The sequence below is a fragment of the Chryseobacterium sp. IT-36CA2 genome, assembly GCF_949767875.1.
Taxonomy (GTDB): domain Bacteria; phylum Bacteroidota; class Bacteroidia; order Flavobacteriales; family Weeksellaceae; genus Chryseobacterium.
In genome coordinates this window covers 526,169-542,437 of record NZ_CATKPG010000021.1, presented here as the reverse complement: position 1 = coordinate 542,437, position 16,269 = coordinate 526,169, and the positions used below count along the sequence as shown (strand labels likewise).

20 protein-coding genes are annotated in these 16,269 nt (G+C 35.6%); 6 read left to right on the top strand and 14 right to left on the bottom strand.

Annotated features, from left to right (window positions below; genetic code table 11):
• Positions 1–19: 19 nt before the first annotated feature.
• The 6 genes from accD to ACM6F9_RS13900 all read right to left on the bottom strand — a co-directional run bounded on the left by accD (position 20) and on the right by ACM6F9_RS13900 (position 4,970).
• Positions 20–874: an acetyl-CoA carboxylase, carboxyltransferase subunit beta gene (accD, locus tag ACM6F9_RS13925; RefSeq protein ID WP_121486672.1), complete on the bottom strand. Its 855-nt coding sequence runs from the start codon at positions 872–874 to the stop codon at positions 20–22.
• 89 nt (positions 875–963) lie between these two features.
• Complete coding sequence (gene fbaA, locus ACM6F9_RS13920; RefSeq protein ID WP_105700342.1) at positions 964–2,034, bottom strand: class II fructose-bisphosphate aldolase; 1,071 nt, start codon at positions 2,032–2,034, stop codon at positions 964–966.
• Between the two features lie 70 nt (positions 2,035–2,104).
• Positions 2,105–2,971, bottom strand: a complete 867-nt coding sequence (locus ACM6F9_RS13915) for an NAD kinase (protein ID WP_414846265.1) — start codon at positions 2,969–2,971, stop codon at positions 2,105–2,107.
• A 1-nt stretch (position 2,972) separates the two neighbouring features.
• Complete coding sequence (locus tag ACM6F9_RS13910; protein ID WP_414846264.1) at positions 2,973–3,626, bottom strand: CBS domain-containing protein; 654 nt, start codon at positions 3,624–3,626, stop codon at positions 2,973–2,975.
• A 187-nt stretch (positions 3,627–3,813) separates the two neighbouring features.
• Complete coding sequence (locus tag ACM6F9_RS13905; protein WP_414846263.1) at positions 3,814–4,344, bottom strand: RNA methyltransferase; 531 nt, start codon at positions 4,342–4,344, stop codon at positions 3,814–3,816.
• 5 nt (positions 4,345–4,349) lie between these two features.
• Positions 4,350–4,970 carry a toxin-antitoxin system YwqK family antitoxin gene (locus ACM6F9_RS13900; RefSeq protein ID WP_414846262.1) on the bottom strand — a complete coding sequence of 207 codons (621 nt, stop codon included), beginning with the start codon at positions 4,968–4,970 and terminating at the stop codon, positions 4,350–4,352.
• Positions 4,971–5,025: 55 nt separating this feature from the next.
• On the opposite strand from ACM6F9_RS13900, the gene ACM6F9_RS13895 reads away from it, so the two are divergent.
• The gene (locus ACM6F9_RS13895) at positions 5,026–5,625 is read left to right on the top strand and encodes a hypothetical protein (RefSeq protein ID WP_414846261.1); all 600 of its coding nucleotides are present in this window, start codon (positions 5,026–5,028) and stop codon (positions 5,623–5,625) included.
• A gap of 12 nt (positions 5,626–5,637) precedes the next feature.
• Here the strand turns inward: ACM6F9_RS13895 and ACM6F9_RS13890 are convergent, their stop codons facing one another.
• A complete protein-coding gene (locus ACM6F9_RS13890; protein ID WP_414846260.1) occupies positions 5,638–6,516 on the bottom strand; it encodes a bestrophin family protein in 879 nt (292 codons plus the stop codon).
• A gap of 263 nt (positions 6,517–6,779) precedes the next feature.
• Between ACM6F9_RS13890 and ACM6F9_RS13885 the strand changes: the two genes are divergently transcribed.
• Positions 6,780–7,655: a cupin-like domain-containing protein gene (locus ACM6F9_RS13885; RefSeq protein WP_414846259.1), complete on the top strand. Its 876-nt coding sequence runs from the start codon at positions 6,780–6,782 to the stop codon at positions 7,653–7,655.
• Positions 7,656–7,839: 184 nt separating this feature from the next.
• On the opposite strand, the gene ACM6F9_RS13880 is transcribed toward ACM6F9_RS13885, so the two are convergent.
• Positions 7,840–8,370, bottom strand: a complete 531-nt coding sequence (locus ACM6F9_RS13880) for a GNAT family N-acetyltransferase (RefSeq protein ID WP_414846258.1) — start codon at positions 8,368–8,370, stop codon at positions 7,840–7,842.
• A gap of 124 nt (positions 8,371–8,494) precedes the next feature.
• Here ACM6F9_RS13880 and mutS point away from each other — a divergent pair, with 124 nt between their 5' ends.
• Complete coding sequence (mutS, locus tag ACM6F9_RS13875) at positions 8,495–11,086, top strand: DNA mismatch repair protein MutS (protein WP_414846257.1); 2,592 nt, start codon at positions 8,495–8,497, stop codon at positions 11,084–11,086.
• A 30-nt stretch (positions 11,087–11,116) separates the two neighbouring features.
• Here the strand turns inward: mutS and ACM6F9_RS13870 are convergent, their stop codons facing one another.
• From ACM6F9_RS13870 to ACM6F9_RS13855, 4 genes are all read right to left on the bottom strand, one after another.
• Entirely contained in the window at positions 11,117–11,284 is a 168-nt protein-coding gene (locus ACM6F9_RS13870; protein WP_414846256.1) for a bacteriocin, read from the bottom strand.
• 354 nt (positions 11,285–11,638) lie between these two features.
• A complete protein-coding gene (locus ACM6F9_RS13865) occupies positions 11,639–11,794 on the bottom strand; it encodes a hypothetical protein (protein ID WP_414846255.1) in 156 nt (51 codons plus the stop codon).
• Positions 11,795–11,835: 41 nt separating this feature from the next.
• A complete protein-coding gene (locus tag ACM6F9_RS13860) occupies positions 11,836–11,997 on the bottom strand; it encodes a hypothetical protein (RefSeq protein ID WP_414846254.1) in 162 nt (53 codons plus the stop codon).
• Between the two features lie 112 nt (positions 11,998–12,109).
• Positions 12,110–12,940 (bottom strand): hypothetical protein, encoded by an 831-nt coding sequence (locus ACM6F9_RS13855; RefSeq protein ID WP_414846253.1) that lies wholly within the window; start codon positions 12,938–12,940, stop codon positions 12,110–12,112.
• Between the two features lie 135 nt (positions 12,941–13,075).
• Between ACM6F9_RS13855 and ACM6F9_RS13850 the strand changes: the two genes are divergently transcribed.
• The 3 genes from ACM6F9_RS13850 (at position 13,076) to ACM6F9_RS13840 (ending at position 14,702) form a co-directional block, all read left to right on the top strand.
• Positions 13,076–13,564, top strand: a complete 489-nt coding sequence (locus ACM6F9_RS13850) for a TlpA family protein disulfide reductase (RefSeq protein WP_414846252.1) — start codon at positions 13,076–13,078, stop codon at positions 13,562–13,564.
• A gap of 10 nt (positions 13,565–13,574) precedes the next feature.
• Positions 13,575–14,231: a thioredoxin family protein gene (locus ACM6F9_RS13845; RefSeq protein WP_414846251.1), complete on the top strand. Its 657-nt coding sequence runs from the start codon at positions 13,575–13,577 to the stop codon at positions 14,229–14,231.
• A 72-nt stretch (positions 14,232–14,303) separates the two neighbouring features.
• Positions 14,304–14,702, top strand: a complete 399-nt coding sequence (locus tag ACM6F9_RS13840; RefSeq protein WP_414846250.1) for a DUF2809 domain-containing protein — start codon at positions 14,304–14,306, stop codon at positions 14,700–14,702.
• Positions 14,703–14,712: 10 nt separating this feature from the next.
• On the opposite strand, the gene ACM6F9_RS13835 is transcribed toward ACM6F9_RS13840, so the two are convergent.
• Both ACM6F9_RS13835 and ACM6F9_RS13830 read right to left on the bottom strand, forming a co-directional pair.
• The gene (locus ACM6F9_RS13835; RefSeq protein ID WP_414846249.1) at positions 14,713–15,633 is read right to left on the bottom strand and encodes a YARHG domain-containing protein; all 921 of its coding nucleotides are present in this window, start codon (positions 15,631–15,633) and stop codon (positions 14,713–14,715) included.
• On the bottom strand, positions 15,630–16,268 hold the full coding sequence (locus ACM6F9_RS13830) for a DUF2306 domain-containing protein (protein ID WP_414846248.1): 639 nt from the start codon (positions 16,266–16,268) through the stop codon (positions 15,630–15,632). Before ACM6F9_RS13830 ends, ACM6F9_RS13835 begins: the two co-directional genes overlap by 4 nt.
• Between the last annotated feature and the right edge of the window lies 1 nt (position 16,269).

The following is a 16,269-nucleotide window of genomic DNA, read 5'->3' as shown; positions in this document are numbered from 1 at the left end:
ATTGTTTTTGTTACAGAAACTATGCTTTTACAGCTAATAAATTAACTGTTTTTGCCACAGTATCCTGAATTTCAGTTCTTTTTACGATGAAATCTACAAATCCTTTTTCCTGTAAGAATTCAGATGTCTGGAATCCTTCCGGTAAATCTCTACCGATCGTTTCACGGATTACTCTTGGTCCTGCGAAACCGATCAGTGCGCCTGGTTCTGCCATAATGATATCAGCAGTCATGGCGAAAGAAGCTGTAATTCCTCCAAATGTAGGGTCACAAAGATAAGCGATGTATAAAAGTCCTGCTTCAGAAAGCTGAGCTAATTTAGCCTGAACTTTTGCCAGCTGCATCAAAGAATAAGTGGCTTCCTGCATTCTTGCTCCTCCGGACTGACAAATAATCATATACGGAAGTTTGTTGGCGATACAGTAATCTACTGCTCTTCTGATCTTTTCTCCCATTACAGAACCCAAAGATCCCCCAATAAAAGCAAAATCCATACAAGAAACTACCATTTCAGTTCCTTTTACAGTTCCTACAGCATTTCTGATCGAATCTGTAAGCTTTGTTTTAGCTTTTACTTCTTTCAAACGGTCTTTGTAAGGTTTTGTATCTTTGAAGTTTAAGATATCAATACTTTCAACATTGGCATCCAGTTCGGTAAATTTACCACCGTCAAAAAGGATGTCAAAAAATTCTGCACTTCCTATTCTTACATGAAATCCGTCTTCAGGAGAAACATAGTTATTTCTCTTTAGTTCATCATGTTCCACTACTTTTCCAGATGGAGTCTGATGCCAAAGACCTTTGGGAACGTCTTTTTTCTCATCAGTAGAAGTGGTTATGTTTTTTGCTTTTCTTTTAAACCAGTCGAATGCCATTTTTGCTTGTATTAATGTATAAATGTAAAATGTACCAATGTAAATGCATTCTTATGAATACTTTTTACATCGGTACAAATGTACAGTTCTTATTTTAAAGTATCTACGTTATTTAAATCTTCAAATGCTTTCACCAATCTTGTAGAGAATGTTTCCTCACCTTTTCTTACCCATACTCTTGGGTCATAGAATTTCTTGTTAGGTTTTTCTTCTCCTTCAGGGTTTCCGATCTGAGCTCTTAAATAGTCGATGTTGTTTACCATATAATCTCTTACTCCTTCTGTATATGCAAACTGAAGGTCAGTATCGATATTCATTTTGATTACTCCGTAGTCAATAGCCTCTCTGATTTCTTCTAGAGTAGACCCTGAACCACCGTGGAATACGAAATTGATTGGTTTAGCAGCTGTTCCGAATTTCTCCTGAACATATTTCTGAGAATTGTCAAGGATTTTTGGTGTAAGAACTACGTTTCCTGGCTTGTAAACTCCGTGTACGTTACCGAAAGCGGCAGCAATTGTGAAGTTATCAGAAATCGCTTTTAATTTTTCATAAGTATAAGCGATATCTTCAGGTTGAGTATATAATTTAGAGTTATCAACGTCTGAGTTGTCTACACCGTCTTCCTCACCACCTGTTACTCCGATTTCTACTTCAAGAGTCATCTGAAGCTTAGCCATTCTTTCGAAATACTGAGCTGAAATCTCAAGGTTTTCTTCTAAAGATTCTTCAGAAAGATCCAGCATATGAGAAGAGTAAAGAGACTTTCCTGTCTGCTTGAAGAAATCTTCGTTAGCATCCATTAGTCCGTCAATCCAAGGAAGTAATTTCTTTGCACAGTGGTCTGTGTGTAAAATTACCGTTGCTCCGTAAGCTTCAGCAAGAGTATGAATATGTTTTGCTCCAGCGATAGACCCTAAGATAGCAGCTCTTTGTCCGTCATTGTTTAATCCTTTTCCTGCGTTGAATGCAGCCCCACCATTAGAAAACTGGATAATTACAGGAGCGTTCAATTTCGCTGCAGTTTCCATCACAGCATTGATGTTGCTTGATCCAATTACGTTTACTGCAGGTAATGCAAATTTGTTTTCTTTAGCATACTGAAAAATATCAGTAACTAACTGACCTGTGGCAACTCCTGCCGGAAAAATTCTGCTCATGTTTTACTTTTTGTTATAAATTTATTAGGTGTTTTAATTTCGTGTAAAGGTAATCATTTTTAAGAAATTGCTAATTTCTTTTATCTCTACCCCAAAGTAGCTTCTGACGAATGGTTTCGTAGAAACTTAAGCCATTTGGCTGTACTAAAAGTAGCTGGAATTTTGCCTTTTTGATAATGATTTCCTTATCCGTTTCTATATGGATCAGTCGGGAGTCTAAGGAAAGAGAGTATTGAGGAACACGGCTTTCCACCCTGAATTTTATTTCTACCTTGTCATTTACTACTAAAGGTCTCACATTCAGGTTGTGAGGAGCAATCGGAGTGATAACAAAGTTCTCGTTGTTCGGAGAAATGATAGGTCCGCCACAGCTCAGAGAGTAAGCGGTAGATCCGGTAGGCGTTGAAATGATCACCCCATCACCCCAGAAAACATTCAAAAACTCATCATTGATGTAAGAATCCACAGTAATCATGGATGTTGTTTCTTTTCTGGATACCGTAACATCATTCAAAGCATAAGGAAAAGCTCCTTCAAGTTTGGGAGAAACCACTTCAATGACTGAGCGGCGGCTTGTTTTTACATCTCCTTTTAAGATGGAATCCAATTCTTTAAAGGCTTCTTCTTTCGTGAAAAAAGCCAAAAATCCAAGTCTTCCGGTATTGACTCCTACCACCGGAATCTCAAGATCCTCAATGAAGGTTAAAGAATTTACAATGGTTCCGTCTCCACCGAAAGTAAAGAACAGATCCACTTCTTTATCCAGAAGATCCTGCTTACAATTGAAAGTTTCGAATATTTTTGAAAACTGAAGTGCTTCAGCCATTTCATCAAACAGAACAGATTTTACACCTCTGGTTTCAAGTTCAGAGATAAACTTGCTTAAATATAAAAAAGTATCAAGATCTTTTTTCTGAGAATATATGGCTGCCTTCATGTTATATTTCTATAAATTTTTGTAAAAAACCAAAACGGTCTTTAAACAGATCGGATTTCTCATCAGAATAGTATTTTTCAACAATTCTGTAGTCGTACCGGTCAAAAGTAGAATCTATCGAGGCCAGGTTTTCATTGCTGATCTTTATCGTGATCTGTACCACTTCATCAGACATAAAGCTTATAAATCCTCCATAAAATTTCGAGTTATTGCTTTCTATGATGTTGGCAATTTCCGTCATTGAATATTTTCTGGCAGAAGTTTCTATCGTAAGAATGGCTCCTGTTTCTGAAAATAGCGGATAACGGGAAAAGTCCTGAAAGATATCGTCACAAGTGATATATCCCAGATATTTTTCATTTTTATTAATCACTGGAATTACATTGGAACTGAACGTATAAAACAGACGGATGCTGTCCATAATATTATTGTCTTCCAGAATGGCAAACCGCTCAATCTGGTGCTCCAGATCCTTCAGTGTTCCTCCATCTTCCTCATACAGAAAATCCATTGCAAGAGCTCCGTAGAAGTGATGGGATTTTTTGATGAAAACATGGGAATATCCAAAATCTTCCAACGTATTTCTGGCCGACTCGATGGAGTCAGACAGGCTAAAACACGGAAAGTCTTTTGAGATATAGTCCTTGATAAACATTGTGCTAATTTATAAAAAATTAAATGAAACTTTTTCTGAAAACGTTACTTTTTTTAATGTGAATCAAAAAAAATGCCGTCAAAATTTGTTCATAAAGAAAAATAAAGTACCTTTGTCGCCTTTCATTTTTACTTTTTATTAGATTTATTTCAAACTGCACTGTCTATTAAGGACATATGCAGTTTTTTTATTTTAATGCTTTTGCAAATTCCCACATTAGAATTCCGGCGCATACACTTACATTAAGAGAATGCTTGGTTCCAAGTTGTGGAATTTCTAAAAATACATCAATATTAGGAAGAACTTCATCACTGATTCCTTCTACTTCGTTTCCTAAAATCAAGGCATATTTTTTCGATCTGTCAATTGTGAAATCAGTAATAAGCTGGCTTCCGGTAGTCTGCTCAATTCCGATGATTTCATAGCCTTTGCTTTTTAAATCAGCAATCGCTGTGTTGGTTTCTGTTTCATGGGACCAGTCTACACTTTCCGTTGCACCCAATGCCGCTTTATGAATCTCACGATGGGGTGGCTGCGGGGTGATTCCGCAAAGAATTATTTTTTCAATTAAAAAGGCATCTGCCGTTCTGAAAGCTGCACCTACATTGTGCATGCTTCTGATATTATCTAAAATGATGACCAACGGAATTTTTTCAACCTTCTTAAATGTTTCTACATCTATTCTGTTTAGTTCTTCCAGTTTTAGTTTCTGTACCAATTGTATTATTTTGTTGAGATTAATTTTCCGTCTTGATAGACCTCTGTCTTTTCTATGCTTCCGTCTTCACGGTAATGAACTCTGCTGCCATTTCTTTTATCGTTGGCGAATTCCGTTTCACGCTGTAGTTTTCCTGATGGATAAAGTACTTTCCATTTTCCAGTAGCAAGCCCGTTATCATACTGGCCTATTTCTTTTATTGATTTTCCGTCCTCATGGAAGGTTCTGCTTTCTCCCTGTAATTTATTGAATTTATAGTTAGAAATTTCAGTTATTTTTCCGGCAGGAGAATAAAAAGTAGCGGTAAGACTATTGTCATAAATATTCTTTTCCCCATTTCTGAAGGCCTCTTTGGAAGTAATTACCCCGTTCTTATCGAAATAGGACCATTCTTTTACTTTATATCCTTTCTTATATTCTCCTTTTGACTGTACTTTTCCGTTATCATAATAAAAAACGGCATCTCCATCCAGTTTTCCTTTTTTCCATTCCACCGTATTTTTTACCTGGCCGTTGTCATAGAACTCTTTGCAGGATCCCTCTTGTAATCCGTCTTTATATCCACAAGGTTTCTGCGCCGTGATGAGGACAGAAGTGGAAAAAAACAATAGAAATAGGTACTTCATAGCTATTTTTATTTCAAAAATAGTAAAATACTTATATTTGACTCAAAAATATACCATGAAAAAATTATTCACATTATTCATACTGACATGGGGATTTATGTACTTGAGTGCACAAAACACGTATTATCCGCAAGCTTTCTTCGATAAAAAATTAGCCAGAGAAATGCTTGGATTTGGAAACTCTACTATTGAAGGAGTAGCTTCCACCAAACAAAAAAATAATTGGGGCATCAAACCCTTGCTTGGAGAAAAACACTATGCACCTAAAGGAACAGTGATCATGCTTTTTCCTGTAACACCTTATTTTGAGGAGTTCTATGACATGAGAAGAAAATATGAAAATAAAAAAACTACCGTGTATATGTCTGAAGAGGCTTTTAAATACAGAGTAGAAGCTTTAACAGATGATCACGGGAGATTTAAATTTGAAAAGCTGAAACCAGGGAAATATTATATTGAAACAATTGTCAATTTCACTGCAACAGCAAGCTATCAGCAGCAGACAGGAACTTCAAATGCTTATAACGGATACGGAGCTTATCTGTATTCAACACCCATATACAGTACGTTTTTCTACGGATATTCTGCGGCCAACAGGGAAAGCAAATTTGTAGAAATAAAACAGGACGGCGAACTGAAAGAAATCAAGCTTTAATAGTTTGATTTTTTATTTTCTGTTCATAATCTGATGAACATTCTTCTCAATATTCTGAGCTAAAGTCTCCATCGGAATATCATTTTCATCATTATTGAACGGATCTTCAATTTCTTCCGCAATAAGCTCAAGACTCATCAGTACATAATATACAAAAACAGTTAGCGGAATCATAAAAAGTCCTATCGTAATCACATAGGCAATAGGCAGTGCAAAAACATACAGAATAATAAATTTCTTGATGAAGGAAGAGTAAGAATAAGGAATCGGAGTGTTTTTAATTCTTTCGCAGCCTCCGCATACATCCAGAAATCCTGAAAGCTGGGTATCTAAGTACAGCATTTCAACTTCGGAAACTTTTCCTTCTTTTTTTAATTGGTTCAGTTTATGGCTTAGCAGGATAATTATTTCACTTGGCCCATGATTTTTTAAAGAGCTTTCAATTTCAGAATAATCTTCATCCAAAGCCAGTCTGGTAGATTCCTTGGAAAGATGTTTGGCTAAAAAGTGAGGAAAGTATTTTAAATATCGTGCAATTTGGTCAATATCCTGACGATTATCACCCAAAATAGTATTGATTTTTATGGCAAAGTTTCGGGTGTCGTTTACCAGTTTTCCCCAAAGCTTTCTTCCTTCCCACCATCTGTCATAAGCGGTATTGGTTCTGAAAACCAATAAAAGAGAAAGAACAAACCCCAGCAGAGAATGAATCATCCCTACATTGCTTACTCCGGATTTACTTGTAAGATGCAGATATTCCACTTCCAGATACTGAATTCCCCAGGAGTATAATCCTACAAGAATCATACTTGGAAAAAGAATTTTTAAAGTATCACTTTTATGTAAACTGAAAAGGATTTTAATGAAATTTTTGGTATTGTAGACTCTCATAAACTCACTTATTATTACAAATATAAATTTTTCATATGAGCTCTGCTAATAAAGTAAAGAAGTCTGAAGCTGGAAGAGGAAAGATATTGAAGCCAAAGAAGAAGTATAAGTTTCTATAAAAAGTTTTTTATGGAATGATGTATAGATGTTTGCAGACAAATCTTAACTTCCTGCATCCCTCTTCCAGGTTCCAGTTCTTTTAATCTTAATTTTCTCAGGTTTCAAAAAAACACTATTTTTATTTCGCATTAAATACAAAGTACATGATCCTCGAAAACGTAGATATTGTAAATGATATCAGTAAAGAAGATTTTCAGAAAAATTATTTTAAAAAGCAAAAACCTCTTCTGATTAAGAATTTTGCCAGCCGATGGGATGCTTTTGACAAATGGAACCTGGCTTATATCCGTGAAAAAGCAGGAGATCAGGAAGTTCCGTTGTATGATAATAAGCCTGCTGATGCTAAGAAAAGCTCTGATGCTCCGGTAACCCGAATGAAAATGAAGGAGTATATTGATACCATTAAAAGTAAGCCTTCAGATCTTCGTATCTTTTTTTATATCATAACTGACAGGCTTCCCGAGTTGCTGAAAAACTTTACCTATCCGGATCTTGGAATAAAATTTTTTAAAAGGCTGCCAACTTTATTCTTCGGTGGAAGTGAAGCTCATGTGTTAATGCATTATGATGTGGATTTGGGTGATTTTATGCATATTCATTTCGAAGGAAAGAAAAGAATTCTGTTGTTTGACCAGAAACAGTCTCCGTTTTTATATAAAGTCCCCTTGTCTGTTCATACTGTTTATGAGGTTGACTATGAGAATCCGGATTACGAGAAATTTCCAGCACTGAAATATGCAAAAGGATATGAGATTTTCATGGAGCATGGTGATGCTCTCTTTATTCCGGGTGCTTTCTGGCACTTCAATAGATATCTGGAACCAGGCTTTTCTCTTTCACTGAGAGCACTTCCCAATAAACCGAATGTCTTTGCCAATATGCTGTATCATGTCTTCATTATGAGGTACACGGATAAACTGATGCGTAAATTTTTTAAAGCCAAATGGATCAATTACAAACAGAAATGGGCCTACAAGAAAAGCTCAAATGCTTTGGAAAAGCACCTTTCTGAAAGATAAGAATTAGAGTTTAAATAATTTTAATGCATTGAACGCAAGTTTAAAGCTTATCTTTTTATAAAGGTTCGCAAAGGCATTTCACTCAGCGAAGAAAATTCGTCAATTGCTAAATGAAATGCCTTTGCGAACAAAAAATATGAAGAATCAATTCTCTTTGCTTCTTCGTGTTAAATTTGGGATTAATTTATTTATTGATAAGACCGAAGATTGTTGCATCAACGAATTTTCCTTTTTCAAAAAAGAAGTCTTTCAACGTTCCTTCTTTGCTGAAGTTTAAAGTAGTTAAAAGCTTTTCAGAAGAAATATTGGAAGGATCTATGAAAGCATCTACACGGTGAAGTCTCATGGTTTCAAATCCGTAGGTTAAAATGGGAAGAATAGCTTCCTTCATATAAGACTGCTGCCAGAATTTAGGATTAAGCTCATAGCCAATTTCTGCCCTGAAATGTTCCCTGTACCAGTTGTGATATCCACATGTACCGATAACTTTTCCACTGGATTTCAATTCCAGAGCCCATCTGAAACCTTTGCCTTTTTCAAATTCATTGTTAAAATGCTGGATAATACGATGGGAATCTTCTTCTGTTTTAAAGGTATCCAGATCATAATATTCCATCACTTCATCCAAAGAAAAGTACTCGAAAAGGTCTTGGGTATCATTAAAAGTAAGCTTACGCAAAATAAGCCTTTCAGTCTCTAAAACAGGAAATTCCATGAATAATGTGATTTGATGGTGAAATTACGATTAATTCCTGATAAAGAAAAACATAGAAGATTAACCCACAAACAATTCTCTTACCCTGAATTTATTTTTCTAAATTTGGGGCTCATTTTTTACTATGGCAAAAGCAGCGAAGAAAGAAACCCCATTAATGACGCAGTACAATACCATCAAGGCGAAATACCCTGATGCACTATTATTATTCAGGGTTGGGGATTTTTATGAAACTTTTGGGCAGGATGCTGTCAGAACTTCTCAGATTCTGGGTATTGTGCTTACCAAAAGAGCCAATGGTGAGGGGCATATAGAACTTGCTGGGTTTCCACATCATTCTGTAGATTCTTATCTTCCAAAATTGGTGAGAGCGGGAATGAGGGTGGCAATCTGTGATCAGCTGGAAGATCCTAAGATGGTGAAAGGAATTGTAAAACGTGGTGTCACTGAGTTGGTTACTCCGGGTGTTACGTTCAATGATCAGGTACTAAACTCCAAAAAGAATAACTTCCTTCTTTCATTACATAAAGAAAAAGAAAAATACGGAATTGCTCTGGTGGATATCTCTACGGGCGAGTTTCTGGTAAGCGAAGGAAATTTAGAAAAGCTTTTGCACATCATCAATACTTTTGATCCAAGTGAGATTATTTACCAAAGAAGTGTGCAGATTCCGGAGCAGATAAAAAATAAAAATGCCTTTAAGCTTGAAGACTGGGCATTCCAATATAATTTTGCCTACGAAAAATTAACGAATCATTTTAAAACCAATTCTTTAAAAGGTTTTGGAGTGGAAAATCTTCCGTTAGCTATTACAGCAGCGGGTGCTATTTTCGCGTATCTGGTAGAAGATACCCATCATAATCTGCTTGCCCATATTACAAAACTGCAGATCATTCCGCAGGAAGACTATCTGATGATGGATAATTTTACCCTGAGAAACCTGGAAATTGTTTACCCAAGCAATCCACAAGGGAAATCACTACTGGATATTATCGATAAAACGTCTACTCCGATGGGAGGAAGGCTTTTAAGAAGAAGAATTATTCTTCCTTTAAAATCGGTAGATGAGATCATGAGAAGGCTTTCTTTGATTGATTTTTTAAACGAAAATGATACTCTTAAATACGAAATCTGCCAGCTTCTGAAATCAATTTCTGATCTTGACCGATTAATGGGAAAATTAGCTGCCGAGAAAATTTCACCTAAGGAACTGGGATATCTTCGTCAAAGTTTGATTAATATTCATACAATCAAAGCGTTATTGCATCCTCATGCAGATGTGTTGGCGTGGTTAGAGCCCTTGTTTGATCTGGAAGAATTGATTAAATTCCTGCAGGATCATCTTAAAGAAGAGCTTCCGGTAAATATTGCCAAAGGAAATGTCATTAAAGAAGGCGTTTCTGAAGAGCTTGACAGATTGAGAAATCTTCAGAGCAAAGGACGCGGTTTCCTGGATGAAATGTGTCAGAGAGAAATTGAAAGAACAGGAATTACCAGTCTTAAAATTGATTTTAATAATGTTTTCGGATATTATATTGAAGTTCGAAATACCCATAAAGATAAAGTTCCAGATGACTGGGTAAGAAAGCAGACCTTAGTGAATGCTGAAAGATATATTACCGAAGAACTGAAGGAATACGAGAACCAGATCCTTGGCGCTGAAGAAAAAATAGGCGTTCTGGAAATGTCACTGTACAGAAATGTATGTGCTGAAACGATGGTTTATATTGATCAAATTCAAGGGAATTCCAATATTATCGCTCAGCTTGATGTAGCTTCAGGATTGTCTGAACTGGCTGTCTCTGAGAGTTATACAAAGCCTGTTTTGAATGACGGCTATGCCATTGATTTAAAAGAAGCCAGACACCCGATTATTGAAAATGCTCTTCCGCTTGGTGAAAAATACATTCCGAATGATATTTTTCTGGATAAAGATTCTCAGCAGATTATCATGGTAACAGGACCCAACATGGCCGGTAAATCGGCAATTCTGCGTCAAACGGCAATTGTATGTCTTTTGGCTCAGATTGGAAGTTTTGTACCTGCGAAGCATGCTGAAATCGGATTGCTGGATAAGATCTTCACAAGGGTAGGAGCTACGGATAATATTTCTGCAGGAGAATCTACTTTCATGGTAGAAATGAATGAAGCTGCGAATATCCTGAATAATATTTCGGAACGAAGTCTGATCTTACTGGACGAAATCGGGCGTGGAACATCTACATACGATGGGGTTTCTATTGCATGGGCCATTGCAGAATATCTTCATCAACACCCTACACAGGCTAAGACGCTATTTGCAACCCACTATCATGAACTGAATGAAATGACAGTTAATTTCGAAAGGGTGAAAAATTTCCACGTTTCTATTCAGGAAAACAAAGGGAATATCATTTTCCTTAGAAAACTGGTTCCGGGAGGAAGTGAACACAGCTTCGGTATTCACGTGGCAAAACTGGCAGGAATGCCTGCCAAAGTAGTCAACAGAGCGAATGAAATCCTTAAGACATTGGAAGCAAGCAGAACCCAGGGAAGTAGTTCATCAGAAACGATTAAAAGAGTGACTGAGGAAAATATGCAGCTTTCTTTCTTCCAGCTGGATGATCCTGTTCTGGAGAATATCCGGGAAGAGCTTACGAAAATCGATATCAATACTTTAACGCCTATTGAAGCTTTAATGAAGCTGAATTCTATAAAAAAAATGATTGGAGGGTGATCCAATCATTTTTTTTACTGTTATTTCATATTAGCAGCAGAATCCATCCTGCATTCCTGGAACTCCGGATCTTTCTTCTCCGGTATGAGGATCTGTACAGCTTATCACTCTTGGACATACAGGTCTGTTAGCCCCACCGCTAATTTCTTTCAGCTCATTTTTGCTCAATTTTCTTTTCTGATTTTTTAAATTTTTCATAATAATTTTAATTTGGTAAAAGCTAATTTACAAGTTATTTTATTATGTTCAAAATATTGTGAGTCAAATTGTTAACTTTTTTAATGATAAATATTATTTCATAAAAAAAGATTGAGGGGCTTCCTCAATCCTTATTATCTAACAAAGCTTTTTTGATATTAACAGCACTGTCCTTTAGTAGTACATGAGCCTATTGTCATCTCACCGTCAACATTACAAAAACAAGTTCCTGGGCAAAGCGGTCCACTCCCTCCGTTGATTTGTTTTAATTCGCTTTTTGTTAATTTTCTCTTTTGAATGTTTGATTTTTTCATGATAATTTTAGTTTGATTAGTTTTTAGTATTAATTTTTAATTAGCAGCAATATCCTCCTTCACCTACAAGACCTGGTTCAAGCATACCTGAATCATGGATACAGAATCCGGGACGACATCTTACAACAATGCCGCCATTAATTTCTTTCAATTCTGTTTTTGTTAGTTTTCTCTTTTGAATGTTTGATTTTTTCATGGTAATTTTAGTTTGATTAGTTTTTTAGTAATAATGTTTGATTAGCAGCAGAATCCATCTTTTCCTACAAGGCCTGGAGTCATTTCCCCGGAGTCAGGCATCATACAGAACCCTCGCAGGCATCTTGGAGGAAGTGCTCCACCGTTAATTTCTTTTAATTCGCTTTTGGTAAGCTTTCTCTTTTGAGTGTTTGAATTTTTCATGGTATTTTTAGTTTTGATTCAATTCAAATATATAAAAATGATTTATATAATTCTATCAGTTGTGAAAAAATTAACATCTATACAAAAAAAGAGCCTTACTGGCTCTCTTGTATTATAAATGGTTGTATTCGTAAGTATTAACGTCAGTAGATCCTGTTGGAGTATTTCCTGTTTTATCATAATAGCTTCGGATTTCTTTCATAGGGTACCCACTAGAATTATATTCAAAATTTGACTTGAATATCGACCACTCAGTTCCTGTTCCATTATTGTAGCTAATAATGTGATTGTAACTCAATGTATTGTGCGCTGATCCGCTTTCATCTTCATTATCAATAATCCTTAAATAACCCGTTATATTTTTTAAAGGAGCATTTTGGGTATCATATACTACTGGTTTTAAGGTAGAGGTGGCATTGTCAGTGGTATTATTCTGAGTTCTTGAAAGAGTACCAGTCCAGCTACTCATTGAACCATCAGCATTCAAAATTGCATTTCTGATTTCACTTCTTGATGATCCTGAAGAAGTTGCAGTATATACAATTTTTACATTGTTATTGGCTTGATAGGTATAGTTGGATTCTGAATTCCAAGCGCCTCCGAAATCAGTTCCTGAAATTGTTTTTTTGATCAACCTGCTATTAGTGTCATAAGTAAATTTAGTAGTAATAGCAGTATTTGAACCACTAACTACAGATTGTGAGATCAGATCACCTGAATAGATAAATGTAGTTACACTTCCTTCTGTAATGTTCTTTATCTGAGAAATTTTTGTACCATTATAGGTAAATGTTAAAACATCTCCATCCATAGTCATTTTAGTTACCAAGACCGGATCATTGCTGTTGTTGTTTCCACTATTTCCAGTTGAGGTATCATCATCATTACTGCTAGAGCAGGATGCCAAAAAGAAAATTGGCAGTAGTAAATAAGATTTTTTCATTATTTTCATTTAAGCTGTAAAAATATCAAAAAAATACATTAATTATTAGTTAAATTGCTCATTTATAGCATGTTTTCATAATGAATTAATTTTATTTTTGTATATTGTTAAATTATAGTTATTTGTGTTTTAATAATGAAAAAAATAATAAAAATATCAACCCTGCTTTTGTTTTTTTCAGTTTTCAAAGCCCAGCAAAATGATGTTTCTGTCGTAAAATATGAAGATATCGAGAAACGCATTCAACAGGAAAAAGATAAACTGCTTGTGGTCAATTTCTGGTCTACAACCTGTGGTCCATGTGTAAAAGAGCTTCCGCATTTTATGGAAGTGAACGCTAAATACTCAGATCATCAGAAGTATAAAATGATTTTAGTGTCATTGGACAGGCTGGCTGATAAAGAAAGAGTTTTGAAATTCATTAAAAATAAAAATCTTACCGCTGAGGTGCTTCTGCTGGACGATATCAAAAGAATGAACACCTGGATCCCGAGGTTTGAAAAAGACTGGGATGGGAATATCCCAGTAACACTGTTCTATAAAAACGGAACAAAATTCTATTTTAATGATGGTGAAATGAGTAAAGAAGACTTAGAAAAAACAATTAAAGAAAACCTACAATAAATAATCGATTATGAAAAACCTGAAAATTTTAATGACAGCATTCATCGTTGGGCTGGGATTATTGAGCTTTACAACGACAGGTCACGATAAGAACAAAAATCAGAAAGAAAGTATTTCTTCTAAAAAGGGCTATGAAGTAGGGGATGAAGCTGCCGATTTTAAGCTTAAAAATATTGATGGAAAAATGGTTTCCCTGAGTGATTTTAAAAGCGCTAAAGGTTTCATTGTAGTATTTACCTGCAATCATTGTCCTTACGCCAAGAAATACGAAGACAGAATCATTGAACTGGATAAAAAATACAAAGCCCAAGGATATCCGGTGATTGCCATCAACCCAAATGATCCCAATATACAGCCGGAAGACGGATATCAGCAGATGATCGAAAGAGCAAAACAGAAAGGCTTTACTTTCCCGTACCTGGTAGATGAAGGCCAGAAAATTTATCCGCAATACGGAGCAACAAAAACACCACATGTTTTCGTACTGAAAAAAGAAAATGGAAAGAATATCGTAAAATACATTGGTGCTATCGACAATAATTATGATAACCCGAATGATGTGTCAGAATATTATGCTCAGGATGCGGTAAATGCTCTTATAAAAGGAGAACCAGTGAAAATGACGAAAACTGTAGCCATCGGGTGCACAATCAAAGTAAAGAAATAATATATTTGCTGTATAAAAATAAAATCGGTGTTCCTGAAACGCTGATTTTTTATGCCTAAACTCAAATTTGAAATGAAATTCCAATTCAGCCTGAAGTATCTTCTTTTAACCGTATTTATTTTTCTGGTGGAAGTGTTGATTGCCACCAAATTAAGTGGTGTTTTCTTCGTAAGAGCGTATCTCGGAGATGTTATTGTGGTGATGCTTCTTTATACTTTTGTGAAAAGTTTTGTAAAAATAAATGATCAGAAACTGATTCTGGGAATTCTGATTTTTTCATTTCTGATAGAGTTTGCACAGTATTTCAATATTGCAGAAAAACTAGGCTTCCGTCCTGGAAGCCTGATGTATATTGTTATTGGAAACTCTTTTTCATGGATTGATAATCTGTGCTACGCTGTAGGCTGCATGATTCTCTATCTTATTGTAAAAATGAAAAAAGATGAAACATTAAGTTCTACTAATCCCTAACACCTTTTCCCTATCTCCCAAAACTATCATATTTATCCTCTGCATATTTAGTAAAACGGTTCAGTAGAGCCACATTTTCTTTTTCCATAGGTGAAAGATCATTGTCTACATTGCTTGAAACCGGGATATACCAGTCTGTTTGCTCAAAGAAATTTCTGTAAGTTTCTTTTTTGAAAGAATAGCCATGTCTTGCAAATACAGAGTTTTTGATGATCTCAAGATCCAGTTTTCTTAAATTTTTAAGGTCTTTTTCAGTTAGTTTCTGTTTGGATGCATTCAGTTTGAAGATGGCTTCAGAAGCAATACGGTTTTTAGAGGTTTTATAGCTTTCTGTTTTTCCGGTTTCTTCATCTTTGTATTTTTCAGTAAATTCTTTAGGGTTTGACCAGTCTACCAGATCAGAATCCTTATCAAGCATGAAATTGGGGTTGTAAACGAACTCTTTTTTAGTCAATTTAAGTGTTTTTGAAGGAGCTTTAACACTTGTTTTATCAAAGGCATTCCACTTTCCGGTTAAGCTGTCTCCTTTTAGCTTTACTTCAAACCTTCCGTCTGTTTTGTCATTGCCGGGTTCATCCAGTACAAAAGATGCTGCAGTTTCATTGAAAACTCCTCTGAACGGACGCTGATTACCATTCACGATACTTTGACCATAAACGCTGTCTTTGGTGATTCTGTTGATCTTTAAGGAAATTCTTTTGTAGTTGTTCACATCATATTCCGAGCCGTCCATCTGATCAACTACTTTTTCCATTCCCGCAAATTCTCCGGTGTAAATTCCGTAATATTCTTTGTGAACTTCAGGAACTACTACAGAGTCCTTTTTTGCAGTCAGAGAATCTTTCCCTGATTCATTATTTTTTCCTTCTTTTTTACAGCTTATCAGAGAAACTGTCAGTAAAGAAATTAAGGTGTAATGTACAATTTTCATATATGTTTTTTTGTGATTAAATATTCAATAATAAGGATATTGGGAATCCAGCCCAGCCATGCAATGATCTGATAGACATCCATCGGATTAGGATGAAATAAATATACAATAATTACTTTCCACATTCTCAGGGTAATAGCAGATAAAGTAAAAGCGAAACTCCGCCACATCCACTGCTTGTGTTCTTTAAACCTTTTCTTCCTTGCCAGCTGATACGCTTTAAACGTTGAAAACCACCATAAAGAACCTAGAATGACAAAGGAAATCTTCGATAAAATACCGCCGTTGGCAAATACTCCCATATAAATTCCTGAAGGCGCAGCACAGATCAGAATGAGAAAAATATATACTTTTCCCATATTTTGATGGAAATTTTTGACTCCAAAATCCTTTCTGACTAAAGAAAGAAATCCGGAAAGAAGCACAAAGATGCTTGTATAAACATGGGTATAGAAAAATGCAAGATATTCTGGTCTTTCAGCCACTTCCGTCTGTTTGATCATCAGAAAACTGACTTCAGGATTAAAAGGAATATATTCTAATGTAATCTTAAGCATCAGCCAAAAGAAATACCCGAATCCTAAAACTAAAAGGATTTTAAAGAAAAAGGCAGTATTTCTTTTGACTGATAGCATT